A 15,277-nucleotide genomic window follows, 5' to 3' on the forward strand; every position below is an offset into this window, starting at 1 on the left:
ATCGAGGGCTGTCACCCTCGGTTCGTCAGACGTGCTGGGTCGAGTCGCCGCGACTGGATGGGTCAGTGGGCCATGTCGACGAAGCGGGAGTAGTGGCCCTGGAAGGCCACGACGATGTCGCGGGTGGGGCCGTTGCGATGCTTGGCGACGATCAGGTCGGCCTCGCCGGGGCGCGTCGACTCCTTCTCGTAGACGTCGTCACGGTGCAGCAGGATCACCATGTCGGCATCTTGCTCCAAAGACCCAGACTCGCGAAGGTCGCTCATCATCGGCCGCTTGTCCCCGCGCTGCTCCGGCCCGCGGTTGAGCTGGGAGAGGGCGATGATCGGGACCTCGAGCTCCTTGGCCAGCAGCTTGATCTGGCGGGAGAACTCGCTGACCTCGACCTGGCGACTCTCGACCTTGCGGCCCGACGTCATCAGCTGCATGTAGTCGATGACGATCACGCGCAGGTCGTGGCGCTGCTTGAGACGCCGCGCCTTGGCCCGGATCTCCATCATCGTCATGTTCGGCGAGTCGTCGATGAACAGCGGGGCGCTGGAGATCTGCGCCATCCGCGGCGCCAGCTTCTGCCAGTCCTCCTCGCGCATGTGACCGTTGCGCATGGAGTTCAGCGGGACCTTCGCCTCCGCACTGAGCAGGCGCATGACAATCTCCGAGCGGCTCATCTCCAGGCTGAAGAAGCACGAGGTGAGGTTGTTGTGGATCGACGCCGCGCGGCACAGGTCGAGCGCCAGCGTGGACTTCCCGACCGCCGGCCGCGCCGCCACGATCACCATCTGGCCCTTGTGCAGACCGTTGGTCAGCTCGTCGAGGTCGGCGAAGCCGGTGGGCACGCCGTACAGCCCGGCCTCGCGGTTCTCGATCGCCTCGATCTCGTCGAGGACCCCGGTCATGATGTCGCTCAGCGGCGCGTAGTCCTCCGAGGAACGCCGGTCGGTGACCTGGTAGACCTCGGCCTGCGCCTGGTCCACCACGTCGTCGACCTGGCCCTGCCCGGCGTAGCCCATGTGCACGATGCGGGTGCCGGCATCGACGAGCCGGCGCAGGATCGCCTTCTCCCGGACGATCTCCGCGTAGTACCCCGCGTTGGCCGCGATCGGGACGTTCGCCGACAGCGTGTGGAGGTACGGCGCGCCGCCGATGCGAGTCAGCTCGCCCCGACGCTGGAGCTCGTTGGCGACCGTGATCGGGTCGGCCGGCTCACCACGGCCGTAGAGGTCGAGGACCGCGTCGAAGATCACCTCGTGGACCGGACGGTAGAAGTCAGCCCCGCGCAGGACCTCGCTGACGTCGGCGATGGAGTCCTTCGACAGCAGCATCGCTCCGAGCACGCTCTGCTCCGCCGCGTTGTCCTGCGGCGGGGTGCGGTCTCCCGCGCGCGTCGGCCGCTCCCCCGGCTCGTACGTCGCCGGACCGTCGCCCCAGTCGTCGCGCGGCGGCTCGGGCAGGCCCGGAACGTCCCACGGACCCTGCTCGGTGATACTCAACTCAGCGCTGCCCTTCCGGCCCTCATCGCCCGTGCCCCATGCACCCGGCGGTCGTGACAGGAGTGACGCTAGGGGTGGCCGCCGACAGCGACGGCGAGCCCCGTCCCCGCGGAGGTCGACCTCTCCCGCCGACCCACAGAACGAGAATCTAGGCTCCCGGCAGGGGTCGCGGATAGGACGTTGTCCACAGGCCCTGGGGATAACCGACGTCGAGCCGTGGACGACACGCACCAACTTGTGGCCAGCGCCGTGGACAACGTGTGGAGAGACCGTCGGGATCTGCCTCTATGGTGCTTCTGACCTGGGCAGATGCGCATCCACAGGTGTGCAGGCAGAAAAGTCGGCCCACGTTCTCGTTCACCTTGTCGACATCTGGGATTTGGCCGTTGGTTTGTCGACAGATCGCCCCCACGAGCACCTCTCCGGGCGATATCCACCGGTCATACACAGGTGCCGGACGGACCCGCCGGACGACGTGTCAAGGGCAGAGCGAGAGCCTCAGGCGGGAATGACGTTGAGGGCCACCGTGGCGGACACCTCGTCGTGCAGCCGCACCGACACCGCGTGGGCGCCGAGGGTCTTGATCGGGTTGCCCAGGGCGATCGCGCGGCGGTCGAGGTCCTCACCTGCGACGACGGCGAGCGCGCCGGCGATCTCCGAGGTCGTGACGGCACCGAACAGCCGACCGGCCGAGCCGGCCTTGACCTTGACGTCGACCGGGGCGGCCTCGAGCTTGCCCTTGAGCTGGTCGGCGTGCTCCTGGTCGCGGACGGCGCGGGTGGAGCGGGCCTTCTTGATCGAGTCGACGGTCTTCTCGCCGCCGCGAGTCCACCGGATCGCCACGCCACGAGGCAGGAGGTAGTTGCGGCCGTAGCCGTCCTTGACCTCCACCACGTCGCCGGGCTGACCGAGGCCGGTGACCTCTTGGGTCAAGATGATCTTCATCGTCTCCGCTCCTCTCAGCGCCCGGTCGAGGTGTACGGCAGCAGGGCGACCTCGCGGGCGTTCTTCACCGCGATCGCCACGTCACGCTGGTGCTGGACGCAGTTGCCGGTCACCCGACGGGCACGGATCTTGCCGCGGTCGGAGATGAACTTGCGGAGCAGGGTGGTGTCCTTGTAGTCGACACCGGTCGCCTTCTCCTTGCAGAACTGGCAAACCTTCTTCTTCGGCTTGCGCATCACTGCCTTGGCCATTGTGGTGCTCCCTTTCAGTGAGCCCGTCCCTGAGTGAGCGCAGGGTCGGAATGGAGTGGGTCTGGATGTTCGGTCGTGCTTCTCGAGACGGCGCTGGCGCGCCCGCTCGACCAGCGGTGGTGGATCAGAACGGCGGCTCGTCCGAGCTGACGCCCGGGGTCGCCCACGGGTCGTTGGCCGGGGCGCCGCCCGCGGCCGGGGCACCCTGGCCCTGGGCCGGAGCCTGCGACTGGGCCGGGGTGGCCCACGGGTCGTTGTCGGACGGGCCGGACTGACCGCCACCGGCACCGCCGTACGTCGACCCACCCGAGCGCTGCGTGCGGGTCACCTTCGCCGTGGCGTAGCGCAGCGACGGGCCCACCTCGTCGACCTGGATCTCGAAGACGGTGCGCTTCTCACCCTCGCGGGTCTCGTACTGTCGCGAGCGGAGGTTGCCCTGGACCACGACGCGCATCCCCTTCTGGAGGGACTCCGCGACGTTCTCCGCGGCCTGCCGCCACACCGAGCAGGACAGGAACAGCGCCTCGCCGTCCTTCCACTCGTTGGTCTGACGGTCGAAGGTGCGCGGGGTCGAGGCGATCCGGAAGTTCGCCACCGCGGCCCCCGAGGGCGTGAAGCGGAGCTCGGGATCGTCGACCAGGTTGCCGACCACGGTGATCTGGGTGTCGCCTGCCATGTTCAGGTCTCCTCGGAGAGGTGCAAAGGAATCGGTGAGGCCCATCGTGGTGGGTGCTGCCGACATTCGCCAGCGCTCCTCCACAGGGGCCACAGGGGCCACAGGGCCCCCGGCTCAGTGGGCGTCGGGACGCATCACCTTGGTGCGGAGCACCGACTCGTTGAGCCCGAGCTGACGGTCGAACTCCTTGACCGTGCCAGGCTCCGCGGTCAGGTGGATGACCGCGTAGATGCCCTCGGCGTTCTTGGCGATCTCGTAGGCCAGCCGGCGCCGGCCCCACACGTCGACGGTCTCGACGCTGCCGCCGTCCTTGCGGATGACGTTGAGGTACTTGTCGAGGGACGGCTCTACCGTCCGCTCCTCGAGACTCGGGTCGAGGATCACCATGACTTCATAGGCACGCACAGCGGTCTCCACCTCCTCTGGACTAGAGCGGCCACGGACGGTCCGTGGCAGGAGGGCTTGCGTGGTGCGACGGCCGGACACGTGCTGCGTGGGCCGGGGCCGCGAGTCCGGGCTGGGCCGGACCGGGTCAGGCTAGCAAGCACAGCGGGCGCCGGCCGAATCGGCCGACGCCCGGAGCGCGTGCTGGGTCGTGCTGATGGCTGTTCGGCTGCTGGGTGTCAGGCGCGCTTCGCGTCGGGCTCGCGCATCCGCAGCACCGACAGGACCAGTCCCGCCAGCACCACGACCAGCGCCAGCCAGTAGCCGAAGCCGTGCCCACGGCTGCACGCGCCGCCGCAGTCGGGCAGCGGGTTGACGAACAGCGCCAGCACCAGGCAGACGAACGCGAGCGCGAAGGCCCCGGCGGCGATCTGGAGCACCGGCATCGGCATGGCCACGAGGTTGAACAGCTCCAGGGCCACCGCCGCGGCGCCGACCAGGGCGACCAGTACGGCGAACCAGCCGAAGAAGCCGTGCCACGCCGACCAGCTTCCCGAGCCGCCGAACCCGGAGACCGAGATCGTGTAGAACGGCATGAACCCGGCCAGGAACGCCACGATTCCGGCGGCCATGATGCCGAGGTCGAGCTTGTTGGCACCTTGAAGCGTCGCCTTGGCGTCGTTCAGGTCGTAGGCGGGCCCTGCAGCCGCGTGTGCAGCGGGTGCGGACGGCGCCGCCGGAGCCGAGGGCGCGTCGGCCGGCGGAGGCGGAGGAGCGGGAGGAGGCGTGGCGGAGCCTTCTGCACCTGCGCCCTCCCCGGTGTTCTCGGTGGGGTTCTCCCCGGGCTGGTCGGTCATGTGTGCTGTCCCCTTCTTCCATCGACATGATGGTTTCGGCCGGAGCCTGCCACCGGACGTGCTCGGGGGCAATGCCCCACGCGGGGCCAGGAGGTGCCCGCTTGTGACGTTGTGATCCGGTCCCGAGAGCCGGATCCACAGGACAGGAGGCCGGCCGAGGGCAGCAGATACCTCAGAAGTCAGGGCACCAGGGCCGCGCAGTAGCCCGCGATCAGCGCGTCGGCGACGGTCGCGACGTACGCGTCGTCCGGCAGGTACGACGCGTCGTGGAGCCCGCCGTGGTCGGCGCCGGTGCCCACGAAGACCATCAGTCCGCGCGCCTGCTCGCAGTACGCCGCGAAGTCGTCGGAGCCGAACGACCGGAACGTCGGGTCGACGGCGTGCCCCAGCTCGGCCAGCAGCTCTCCCGCGCGGACGGCGAGCCCCACGTCGTTGACCAGGACCGGCTCGCCGACGCCGATGCTCACCTCGGCCCGGCATCCGTGACCCGCGGCGACGCCGACGGCGATCTCCTCGATCGCCCGGTGGGCTAGCTCGCGGTCCTCGGGCCGCATCGTGCGCACGGTCCCCGAGCACACGGCCTGCGAGGGCACGACGTTGTCCGCGGAGCCGGCCCGCAGCTGGTCGACCATGCAGGCGACCCCCGCGGTCGGGTCGATCCGGCGTGCGCCGACCTGCTGGAGGGCGACCACGACAGCCGACAGCGCCAGCACCGAGTCGTCGACGGTGTGGGGGTAGCCGGAGTGACCTCCGCGACCCGTCACCGTCACCGCGAAGGTGTCCATGGAGGCGTTCACCGGTCCCGGGGTCACGGCCAGGACGCCGGCCTCGACCCGCGGCTGGACGTGCGCCGCGACGACCGCCTCGACGCCTTCGAGGCGACCCTCCTCCACGATGTCCTTGGCGCCGGAGTCGACCCCCTCCTCGCGCGGCTGGAGCAGGGCGACCAGCGGACGGGGGAGGTCGAGGCCGGCCGCGGCCCGGACCACCGCGGCCAGGCCGGCGAGATGGACGTCGTGCCCGCAGGCGTGCATCGCCCCGCTCGTCGAGGCCCAGGGCGCGTCCGTGGCCTCCTCGACGGGCAGGCCGTCGAGCTCCGCCCTGACCGCGACCGCCGCGCCCGGTCCGCCGGGCAGGCGCAGCAGCCGACCGGTCTGGGCGGTGACCGTGCCCTCACCCACCCCGATCCAGTCGACGACGGCCTGCGCGGTCGGCGTCTCGTGGCCGCCCAGGGACGGCGCGGCGTGCAGCTGGTGGCGCAGCGTCACCGCCTCCGGCAGCAGGTCGTGCACCGCCACCCGCCACGTCGCGGCGAGCTCCTCGACGCTCACCGCTGCTTGCTCCTCACAGCGCGTAGGCCCGTCGCGCGTTCTCCTGGCTCACGAGCCGGGCGACCCGGAGCGCGTCGTCCGACGTCGCCTCTCCGGCCGCGACCAGCTCCCCGAGCACGGTGGTCATGGCCCGCCGGAAGAGGACCGCGCCCAGGAGGTACAGCTCGGCGAGTCCGTAGGCGTCGGAGGAGAACAGCAGCTTCCCGAACGGCACCAGCTCGAGTGTCTCGCGCAAGATCCCCGTCGAGAGCGCACCGGTGTTGTGGGTCGTCAGGCCGAGATCCATGAAGACGTGGTCGAAGACCTGGGCCAGGTAGGCGGCCTGCCGGTGGTAGGGCCAGTTGTGCAGGAGGAGCACCGGCGCGCCGTGCTCCTGGGTGCTCCGGAGGAACGCCGTGAGGCGCAGCGGGTCGCAAGCGAGTAGGTCGAGGTCGCTGTCGCCGTACCCCACGTGGAGCTGGAGCGGCAGGCCCAGCTCCAGCGCGGTGTGCGCCAGCCAGCCGCTGACCGTGCGGTCGACCAGGCGTCGCGGGTCGACACCGGCCACGGCCGCGGCCAGCTCGTCGCTGGCGGGCTTGGTCGCCGGCAGGTCGAGCCCCACGCGGTAGGCCGCGATGCTCTTCGCGCCCACCGCCCCGGACGCCCGCGACTGCCGCAGTCGCTCCTCGACCTCGCCGGCGAAGTCGCCGGTGCCCGCAGCCAGGACCTGCTCGGCCAGCCGCTCGAGTCGCACGACCTCACGCGCCGTACCCCCGCACAACGCCGCGAGCTCGGCCATCGACGTGAGGTCGTCGGGTCCCAGACCGGTGTCGACCAGCAGGGTGGCGATCCGCGCCTGACCCAGCAGCCGACGGCTGGCCTCGGCGCCGCCGAGCTCGGTGCGCCGGGCGAGGTACTCCTCGGCCGGGGCCAGCGGCTCGAGGTCGAGCACGGTCGCGCAGTGCCTGCGGATCGCCCATCCCAGGGTCGAGTCGAAGAGCGTCGTGCCGAGCGGCGCCGGACGCACCGCCTCGTTCATCAGTGCCTCGAACGCCGCCCGGTCGAGGTCGTCGGTGAGGACCCCGTGGCAGTGGTGGTCGACCAGGTCGTCCATGGCGCGTTCGAGCGAGACGTCCAAAGCCTGGTCGACCGAGAGCGCCCAGTCGTCAGCCACCCAGGACCTCAGGCTCGGTCTCGTCGAGCTGGCGCAGGCCCACGGACAGGCGCTGGGCGAAGCCCGGCACCAGGAAGGCCACCAGCGCGACCAGCAGCACCCAGCCGAAGGCCACGATCGGGAACCAGTGGGCCGGGCCGGACGACGGGTAGGGGAACACGTTGCGATAGAGCGTGTAGCCGATGACCACCACGGCCGCGACCGGGATCACGATCTGCCACGTCGGCACCTGCGGCATCTTCTTGTCGACCCAGATCAGCTTGATGCAGCCCAGGGTCGCCAGCACGTAGGCCACCAGCAGGATCAGCGTCCCGATGGTGCCGCTCCACAGGAACGTGTCGAACGGCACCGCGCTGAAGAGCACCTTGCACACCAAGCCGATGGCGGCGACCACGACGGCCACGACCATGGCGGCCACCGCGGGGGTGTCGCTGGCGCCCGTGCGGCCCAGCGGGTGTCCGGGCGCGAGGTCGCGCACGATCGCGAACAGCAGCCGCGAGCCGCCGACGACGCACGCCAGGCAGCACCCGAACGCCGAGACGGCCGCACCGAGCGTGACCAGGTCGCCGACCCAGCTCCCGATGTACGACGAGCCCAGCACCCCGAGGGTCCCCTTGGTGTTGCCCGAGTCGATGAACGCCGCGACGCCCGCCTTGCTGGTGCCGAAGCCCATCATCTCGATCGCGGTCACGACGGTGAAGTAGATGCCGCCGAAGATCGCGGTGCCCAAGATCGCGCGGGGGATGTCGCGCTGCGGGTTGTTGGTCTCCTCGCCCAGCGTCGAGGCGGCCTCGAAGCCGGCGAAGGAGAGCAGGCCGAAGATGATGCCGAGGAACAGGTCGGAGGTCGGGGTCCCCGACGGGACCGAGAAGACCTTCATGGTGAACGACGCGTCGTTCGGCGCGCTCCCGCCGAGCAGCTTGACCAGCACCACCACCGACACGACCAGGATCAGCGCGACGGTGACCCCCTCGACGCTGAGCAGCACCTCGGCCGCGCGCTTGGCCGGCACGACAGCGAGGAAGAGCGCCAGCACGAGGGCGACGAAGCCGACCAGGAAGCCGGACCAGGAGGGCTGGTTGTTCCAGACCCCGATGATGTCGAGGAACTGCGACCCGAAGATGCCCGCCGCCGACGCGGTGACCAGGGCGTAGAAGATGTAGGTGCCCATCAGGCAGAGACCGGCGATCGCACCCGCGGGCGCGCCGAGCGTCGCCCCCACGAACACGTAGACCGAGCCCGCGTGCTTGTAGTACTGGCACAGGCGCACGAACACATAGGCGATCAGGAGCACCGCGAGGGCGGCGAGCAGGAACGCGAGCGGGGTGGCGCGGCCGACCAGGCCCGCGGTCCCCTGGGGGTTGATGTTGGCAGCCATGCTGGGTGCCATCAGGGCGATGGAGAGACCGACCGCCTGCCAGACCGAGAGTGAGCGGCGGAGCGACGTACCTTCACGGACCGGTGCGGTCATCGGGGGATCCTCTCGGACGGGAACTGACCTCGCTCGGAGTCTGATCCCGCCCGTATCCTTTGTCCAGACTCATCGTCTGCCCTCAATTGCGTGGCGCGCGCCTCCCGGCACGCACGGATCCGAAGGGAACGCCCGTGGACCTCGCCGATCGTGAACGCCGCCGGACCCGCGCCGAGGCGCTGGTCCCCGACCTCGCCGCCGCCGGCGTCGTAGCCGTCGCGACCAGCTTCGTCGACAACGCCGGGATCTCCCGGGCCAAGTCGGTCCCACTGGACCGCCTGCCCGCGCTGGCTGCCTGGGGCGTGGGGTTCTCCACGGCCTTCGACTACTTCCGCTTCGACGACTGGGTGGCCGCACCCCCGGGCGGGCAGGCGCCGGTCGGCGACCAGCGGATCCTGCCCGACCTCGATCGGCTCGTCGTCCTGGCCGCCCAGCCCGGGTGGGCCTGGGCCCCCGGGGAGAGGTACGCCCAGACCGGCGACCCCTACCCGCTCGACTCGCGCCTGCTGCTCACGCGGTTCGTCGAGGAGCTGGCCGCCCGCGAGATCGAGATGTCGGCGGCGATCGAGATCGAGTGGGTCGTCTCCGAGGAGGGTGAGGACTACGTCCCCGCCGCCTCCGGCCCGGCCTACGGGCTGGCTCGGCTGACCAACGCCTCCGAGTACTCCCGCGACCTGCTCGCGGCACTGGCCGAGCAGGGCGTCGCGGTCGAGCAGTTCCACCCGGAGTACGCCGCGGGCCAGCTCGAGCTCTCGGTCGGGCCGGAGTCTCCGGTGCACGCCGCGGACACCTCGGTGCTGGTCCGGACGACGATCCGCGCGGTCGGCGTCGAGCACGGCCTGCGCACGTCGTTCTCCCCCAAGGTCGACGCGGCGGGCGTCGGCAACGGCGGCCACGTGCACCTCAGCCTCAACCGCGGCGGCCGGACCCTGATGGCCGGCGGCTCGGGCAGGTTCGGGCTGACCCCCGAGGCGACGGCGTTCGCGGGCGGCGTGCTCGAGCACCTCCCCGCGCTGCTCGTGCTCGGTGCGCCCTCGGTCGCGTCGTACCTCCGGCTCGTGCCGCAGCACTGGGCCGGCGCCTATGCGTGCTGGGGCCTGGAGAACCGCGAGGCGGCGCTGCGGATGGTCACCGGCTCGCGCGGCAGCGAGGACTGGGCGGCCAACCTCGAGGTGAAGTGCTTCGACCTGCACGCCAACCCCTACCTGATGCTGGCCGGGCTGCTGGCCGCCGGTACCGACGGGCTCGCGCGGGATGTGGCGCTCCCGGAGCCGGTCGACGTCGACCCGGCGGCGCTGGACGAGGAGACCCTGACGGCCCGCGGGATCCGGCGCCTGCCGACCACGCTGCGGGAGGCGACCGACGCCTTCGTCGCGGACACCGGGCTGACCGAGAAGCTCGGCGTCGAGCTCAGCGGCGCGGTGCGCGCCGTCCGGGAGTCCGAGCTGGAGCTCTTCGACGGGTCCTCGCCCGAGGAGGTCGCCGCGGCGAGCCGCTGGGCCCACTAGCCCGGCGGCGGCGCCCCGGTGGGGCCCAGCCCTGCGGCGAGTCAGCCCTGCTTGCGGCCGAGGGCGACGCCGATCGTCATCAGGGCGGCGGCGACGATGCCCAGCAGGGACAGGATCAGCAGGATCACGACGACAGCGTCCACGGGAGCAGACTGCCATCCCCCCGGCCCGCGCGCGCTGTCGGCCCTGCTTCCTACGATGGCGACATGACCGAGATCGCCCTGGGAGCCCACGTCGAGCAGACCGACCCGATCGCCCAGGCGCGGGCCCGCCGGGCGCCGCACGTGCAGTTCTTCCTCGGCGACCCGCAGGGATACAAGGGCCCCGAGATCCGCTACGCCGGGGGTGCGGCGGCACTGCGCGCCGACGCCGAGCAGGCCGGCGTCGGGCTGTACGTCCACGCGCCGTACATCGTCAACGTCGCCACTACCAACAACCGGATCCGCATCCCGTCGCGCAAGCTGCTCCAGCAGCACCTGGACGCCGCCGCCGAGATCGGCGCGCTCGGCCTGATCGTCCACGGCGGCCATGTGAACGCCGCCGACGACCCGGCGGTCGGCTTCGACAACTGGCGCAAGGCGGTCGAGGCGACCGACCTCAAGATCCCGCTCCTCATCGAGAACACCGCCGGCGGTGACAACGCCATGGCCCGCTACCTCGACCGGATCAAGGGCGTCTTCGACGCCGTGGCGGCCGCCGCCGGGTCTGAGGATGTCGGGTTCTGCCTCGACACCTGCCATGCCCACGCGGGCGGGATCGCGCTGGAGTCGGTCGTCGACGACGTCCGCGCCGTCACCGGACGCATCGACCTGGTCCACTGCAACGACAGCCGCGACGAGTTCGACAGCGGGGCCGACCGACACGCCAACGTCGGCGCCGGCCGGATCGACCCCGACCTGCTGGCCCAGGTCGTGCGCGAAGCCGGCGCCCCGGTCGTCTTCGAGACCCCCGGCGGCGCCACGGAGCACCTCGCGGACTTCGCTGCGGTCCGCTCCCGGCTCTAGGTGCGCGGCCCGTCAAATCCCCCGCTGAAGCGGGGGATTTGGCACTTCTTGGCCGCTGCAACCCCCAAGAAGTGTCAACAGACCCCAAGAAGTCCGAAGCGAACGCCGTCAGCCCAGCGCCGTCAGCCCAGCGCCGTCAGCCGAAGGCGATCAACGGCGCCGGCGGCCCGGCCTGGTCGACCTCGCCCAAGGCCCGGGCAAGTGCCGCGGCGGGGGCATGACCGGCGGAGAGCTCGCGGTGCACCGCCACGAGTACGTCGCGGGCGACGGCGTCGTTGATCGCCGCCGCCGAGGCGATCACGCACCGCGACCCGGCGTGGAGCCAGGCGGCGGTCATCCCGATCAGCTCTTCGCCGCCGCGCAGGGTCGAGCGCCCCACCTCGCACGCCGAGAGCAGGACGACGTCCGGCACCGACTCCAGCTGGTCGATGTCGTAGCCGAACCACGGGCCGTCGGCGAGCTCGAAGCCGGAGAAGAGCGGGTTCTGCGACGAGTGCCGCCCGTGGGCCGACACGTGGAGCACCTCGACGGTCCCGGCCAGCCGGCTCACCGCGTCGGCGGTGGCGTCGGCGCCGTGCAGGACGACGGCCCGCGGCCAGGCCGCCGCCGCCGCGGAGGTCTCGGCCCGGGCCTGGGCCACCCGCGGGCCCGCGACGAAGCCCGCCGAGGCCGACCGCAGCGGCGACGACGTCCGGGTGAGCCACGACGTCGCCGACTGGGCGACGGTGACCGCGCGCCCCTGGTTGCCCGGCAGGATCGACCACGGCACGGTCGAGAGCACGCCGGACGGCGTGAGCACCAGCTCCCGGTCGCCGAGCTCCGCCGCCAAGGGCGAGAGCAGGAGGTCGTCGAGGCGCCGCAGCCGGTGGCGCAGCTCGGAGCGGATCGCCTCGGCGAACATCGCCGGCAGCTCGGCCGCGGCCATGTCCAGGTCGGGCAGCAGACCGCCAGTCAGGGAGTCCAGCGACTCACGCCGTCCGAGCACGACCACCCGGGCCGAGGTCGCGGTGACCACCAGCGCCGCGACGTCACGGCTCGTCACGACGTGCGCGACCAGCGCTCGACCCGGGCCGAGGTGTCGCTGGACCTCCGCCAGCGTGGCCGGGTCGTCGTACTCCCCGGACCCGCGGTGCTGCCAGGCGCGCTCGCGCACCCGCTGTCGCAGCTCGGCCTGCTGGGACACCCCCGCTGGCGAGAGCTGCTCGATGCTCGCCAGCCGTCGCAGCTGCTGAAGATCGGCCTGGGCCTGCGCGTCACCGGAGAACCTGACCGGCTGCACGCGGCTGGCCAGCATCCGGGCCCGTTCCGACCATTCGTAGAGCACCCCCGGCCGACCGGTCGCCACCGCGACGCGCAGGCCACGGACGGCGAGCCGCCGCCCGTGCCCGGTGACCATCGTCTGGAGATCGAGGCTCCCGAACGAGCTCTGCCACTCGTGCAGCTCGGCGAGTCCCCGCCGCAGGTGCGCGAGCGCATCGGTACGACGTCCCGTCCGCTCCGCGAGCGCCGCTCGCACATCGCGCTCACGCAGGCGCACCGGCAGCGGCGCCCGCGCGGGGACGCGGATCGCCGCCAGCCGGTCGCGCGCCTGGGCCAGGTCGCCACGGCGCGCGGCGATCAGTGCGGCGTCCAGCCGGATGTCGATCGCCCACCAGGGCAGCTTCTGACGGGCGAGGTCCTCGGCCAGGTCGTCGGCCCGGGCCAGCAGCGACGGTCGGGTGCGGCCCAGACGCACCTCGGCCCCGAGGACGAGCGCCTCGGCCCGCACCCGGAGCGCGGGGGTGCGCACCCGGTCGAACCTCGACCGTGCCGCCCGGGCGGCAGCCAGCGCGCGCTCGGGGTCCACGCCGAGCGAGGCACGGGCGATGGTGAGCTCGGCCTCGCCCCGACGCTGGGCGAGGCGGTGTGCGCCGAAGGTCCGGGCCGACTCGTCGAGAGCCGTCACTCCTCGCCGGGTCAGGCCCGCGGCCATCAGCACCTCGGCGCGGTCCTGGTTGCAGATGGCGACGCCGATCGGGCTCAGCGGGAGCAGCGTCGGGCGCACCTGGTCCATGTGTGTCAGCGCCGAGACGAGGTCACCGCGCAGCAGGTCGGCGTACCCCAGGTTGTGCTCGGCCATCGCGGCCTCCACCGGGCTCCCGGCGGCGCGCAGGAGACGCACCGACTCCTCGAAGTCCGCCGCCGCACGCTGACCGTCCCCGCGAGCGAGGAAGACCCCACCCCGGTTGGCCAGCGCCTTCCCCAGCTCGACCTCGTCGGTGAGCATCGCGATGCCGATCGCGTACGCCTCCAGCGCCGCGGTGGTGTCCCCCAGGCGCATCAGGATCAGGGCTCGCTGGCTGTGCAGCACCCCGGAGGTCTCGAACGTGACGCCGCGGGACCGCAGGGCTCGGTCGCACTGGGCGAGCGCACCCAGCAGGTCACCCGTCTCGGCGTTGAGGAACGCCAGGCTCGCGTCGACGCGGGCGACCAGATCCGGCTCGCTGGCACTGGTCCGAGCGCGCTCCAGCAACCGGCGCGCCGCCGGCAGGCGCCGACCGACCAGGGCTGCTAGCCCCTCCTGGTACAGCTCCTGGGCGCTCCGCACCCCCTCATTGTGGCCGCGCGATGTCCGTGACGTCCTCCACGGCATCCCAGCCGCGACGCCGGGCAGCCGCCGGCGTGTCTCGGTAGCCCGGCCGGTCGGTGAGCTTGGCCGCCAGGCTGGCCGCGATCCGGCCGGCCACGATCGGGGCCGCGAACGACGTGCCGCTCCACAGCCCGAACCCCCCGCGCTGCTTCCCGTCGCCATCGGTGAGCGCTCGGTAGTCGTCCATGTCGACGGACTCGCGGGCCCGGCCGTGGACCCGGGTCGAGGCGATCGGGTCGAGCCCACCCTCGAACGGCGGCATCGTGCTCATGACCGAGGCACCGGGACCGTACGCCCGCACCCAGGTGCCGCCGTTGGTGAACAGCGCGTCCGTCGAGTTGGGGTTCAAGGCTCCGACCGAGACCACGGGGACCCGGTTGCCGTCGACCTTGAGCCGGCCGCGGCCGTTGCGCCATGGTGCGAACGCCGCGGGGTAGCACGGGCGGTCGGTGGCGTCGTTGCCCGCCGAGCAGACGACGACCACGCCGAGCTGCTGGAGCTTGTCGACCATCGTCAGCAGGATCGGGTCGAGGAGCTCGTCGGAGGGGTCCTCGTGGTAGTACCCCATCGACAGGCTCAGCACGTCGATCGCGTGCCCCCCCGGCTCGCCCGCGCGGTGGCGCCGCACCAGCTCGATGACCTGCGCCAGGAGCGTCAGCCACTGGGACTCCACGAGCGGGTCCTTGGCCGGGATCGCCCGCCAGGACAGGATCTCGGCATCGGGGCACGCCTGGTGCACGAGGCCGGCGATGAAGGTGCCGTGGCCCGCGATCCGGTCGATGGAGCCGTCGAAGGGACCGGTCAGGTCGCCGTGCACCTCGATGTCGGTGTCCGGGTCGGTGTCGCCGATCGGCAGGCCGTCCAAGGTGACGTCGGTGCGTACGACGGCCCGGTCGCGGCCACGCCGGTCACGCGGGTCGAACCACGCGTGCGGGAAGCACCCGGTGTCCAGGACCGCGACGACCGGGCGGCGGCCGCGGATCTCCGCGTCGGTCCGGCGCTGCGGTGGTGGGCCGGAGTACGCGATCGGCTGCCGGCCCCCGCTGCCGGGGATGCCGTAGCTGAGCAGCCCCGCAGACACGGCGGAGGCGACGTCGGGGTGCGGGATCTCCCAGGGATGGGGGATCTCCCACGGGTGCGGGATCTCCCACGGGTTGGGCCGGAACGGCTGGGTCGACACGACATGGTCGAGGTCGACGCCGCGCAGGTCTCCCTTGCGGTGCCGGCGGAGGTACTGCAGGAGCAGCCAGGCGTCGGGCTGCTCGCCACTGGGTGGCCCCGAGACGGTGACGGTGCGCACCCCGAGGCTGAGCCCCGCGGCGCGCACGTCCTCCGGGTCCTCGGCGACCTCCCACCCGTGCTGCGCCGCCACCTCACGGAGCTGGGCGAGGTGGCGCGGATAGCCGCGGCCCTTGGCGATCATGAGCCTCGTCGCGACGTACGCCGTCGGCCGACCCGACACGCCGTCGACCACCTGCGACGGGTCGACGATGCGAGCCTGCGCCGCGGTCAGCCTGGGACCGGCCGGCATCCGCGGATGGGGGGTGAGGGGCACGTTGCGTCGAGAGGCCATGGACG

The 15,277-nt window shown here is 72.0% G+C and carries 13 protein-coding genes; 2 read left to right on the top strand and 11 right to left on the bottom strand.

Annotation, left to right across the window (positions count from 1 at the left end):
* Positions 1-62: 62 nt before the first annotated feature.
* From dnaB to VHW64_RS06410, 9 genes are all read right to left on the bottom strand, one after another.
* Complete coding sequence (gene dnaB, locus VHW64_RS06370) at positions 63-1,490, bottom strand: replicative DNA helicase (protein WP_329649679.1); 1,428 nt, start codon at positions 1,488-1,490, stop codon at positions 63-65.
* Positions 1,491-1,988: 498 nt separating this feature from the next.
* Positions 1,989-2,435: a 50S ribosomal protein L9 gene (gene rplI, locus VHW64_RS06375; RefSeq protein ID WP_329649680.1), complete on the bottom strand. Its 447-nt coding sequence runs from the start codon at positions 2,433-2,435 to the stop codon at positions 1,989-1,991.
* A gap of 14 nt (positions 2,436-2,449) precedes the next feature.
* A complete protein-coding gene (gene rpsR, locus VHW64_RS06380; protein WP_192144374.1) occupies positions 2,450-2,686 on the bottom strand; it encodes a 30S ribosomal protein S18 in 237 nt (78 codons plus the stop codon).
* Positions 2,687-2,810: 124 nt separating this feature from the next.
* Entirely contained in the window at positions 2,811-3,362 is a 552-nt protein-coding gene (locus VHW64_RS06385) for a single-stranded DNA-binding protein (protein ID WP_329649681.1), read from the bottom strand.
* A 114-nt stretch (positions 3,363-3,476) separates the two neighbouring features.
* Positions 3,477-3,767, bottom strand: coding sequence for a 30S ribosomal protein S6 (rpsF, locus tag VHW64_RS06390; RefSeq protein ID WP_329649730.1), 291 nt, complete (start codon positions 3,765-3,767; stop codon positions 3,477-3,479).
* A 218-nt stretch (positions 3,768-3,985) separates the two neighbouring features.
* Positions 3,986-4,603 (bottom strand): hypothetical protein, encoded by a 618-nt coding sequence (locus VHW64_RS06395; protein ID WP_329649682.1) that lies wholly within the window; start codon positions 4,601-4,603, stop codon positions 3,986-3,988.
* A 179-nt stretch (positions 4,604-4,782) separates the two neighbouring features.
* Positions 4,783-5,934 carry an amidohydrolase gene (locus tag VHW64_RS06400; RefSeq protein WP_329649683.1) on the bottom strand — a complete coding sequence of 384 codons (1,152 nt, stop codon included), beginning with the start codon at positions 5,932-5,934 and terminating at the stop codon, positions 4,783-4,785.
* A gap of 13 nt (positions 5,935-5,947) precedes the next feature.
* Complete coding sequence (locus tag VHW64_RS06405; RefSeq protein ID WP_329649684.1) at positions 5,948-7,087, bottom strand: amidohydrolase family protein; 1,140 nt, start codon at positions 7,085-7,087, stop codon at positions 5,948-5,950.
* Complete coding sequence (locus tag VHW64_RS06410) at positions 7,080-8,558, bottom strand: APC family permease (RefSeq protein ID WP_329649685.1); 1,479 nt, start codon at positions 8,556-8,558, stop codon at positions 7,080-7,082. Before VHW64_RS06410 ends, VHW64_RS06405 begins: the two co-directional genes overlap by 8 nt.
* Before the next feature lie 134 nt (positions 8,559-8,692).
* Between VHW64_RS06410 and VHW64_RS06415 the strand changes: the two genes are divergently transcribed.
* Both VHW64_RS06415 and VHW64_RS06420 read left to right on the top strand, forming a co-directional pair.
* The gene (locus VHW64_RS06415; RefSeq protein ID WP_329649686.1) at positions 8,693-10,066 is read left to right on the top strand and encodes a glutamine synthetase family protein; all 1,374 of its coding nucleotides are present in this window, start codon (positions 8,693-8,695) and stop codon (positions 10,064-10,066) included.
* A gap of 206 nt (positions 10,067-10,272) precedes the next feature.
* Positions 10,273-11,070, top strand: coding sequence for a deoxyribonuclease IV (locus VHW64_RS06420; protein WP_329649687.1), 798 nt, complete (start codon positions 10,273-10,275; stop codon positions 11,068-11,070).
* Positions 11,071-11,206: 136 nt separating this feature from the next.
* Here VHW64_RS06420 and VHW64_RS06425 read toward each other — a convergent pair whose 3' ends face one another.
* The gene (locus VHW64_RS06425) at positions 11,207-13,657 is read right to left on the bottom strand and encodes a CHAT domain-containing protein (RefSeq protein WP_329649688.1); all 2,451 of its coding nucleotides are present in this window, start codon (positions 13,655-13,657) and stop codon (positions 11,207-11,209) included.
* Between the two features lie 4 nt (positions 13,658-13,661).
* Positions 13,662-15,272: a S8/S53 family peptidase gene (locus VHW64_RS06430; protein ID WP_329649689.1), complete on the bottom strand. Its 1,611-nt coding sequence runs from the start codon at positions 15,270-15,272 to the stop codon at positions 13,662-13,664.
* Positions 15,273-15,277 lie beyond the last annotated feature (5 nt).

The organism is Nocardioides sp. (assembly GCF_036267815.1).
Classification (GTDB): Bacteria; Actinomycetota; Actinomycetes; order Propionibacteriales; family Nocardioidaceae; genus Nocardioides.

Bases quoted from the DNA above. Each gene is read 5' to 3' on its own strand.
- VHW64_RS06385 (WP_329649681.1), bottom strand. From the start codon at position 3,362: ATGGCAGGCGACACCCAGATCACCGTGGTCGGCAACCTGGTCGACGAT.
- rplI (WP_329649680.1), bottom strand. From the start codon at position 2,435: ATGAAGATCATCTTGACCCAAGAGGTCACCGGCCTCGGTCAGCCCGGC.
- VHW64_RS06430 (WP_329649689.1), bottom strand. From the start codon at position 15,272: ATGGCCTCTCGACGCAACGTGCCCCTCACCCCCCATCCGCGGATGCCG.
- VHW64_RS06410 (WP_329649685.1), bottom strand. From the start codon at position 8,558: ATGACCGCACCGGTCCGTGAAGGTACGTCGCTCCGCCGCTCACTCTCG.
- VHW64_RS06395 (WP_329649682.1), bottom strand. From the start codon at position 4,603: ATGACCGACCAGCCCGGGGAGAACCCCACCGAGAACACCGGGGAGGGC.
- rpsR (WP_192144374.1), bottom strand. From the start codon at position 2,686: ATGGCCAAGGCAGTGATGCGCAAGCCGAAGAAGAAGGTTTGCCAGTTC.
- VHW64_RS06420 (WP_329649687.1), top strand. From the start codon at position 10,273: ATGACCGAGATCGCCCTGGGAGCCCACGTCGAGCAGACCGACCCGATC.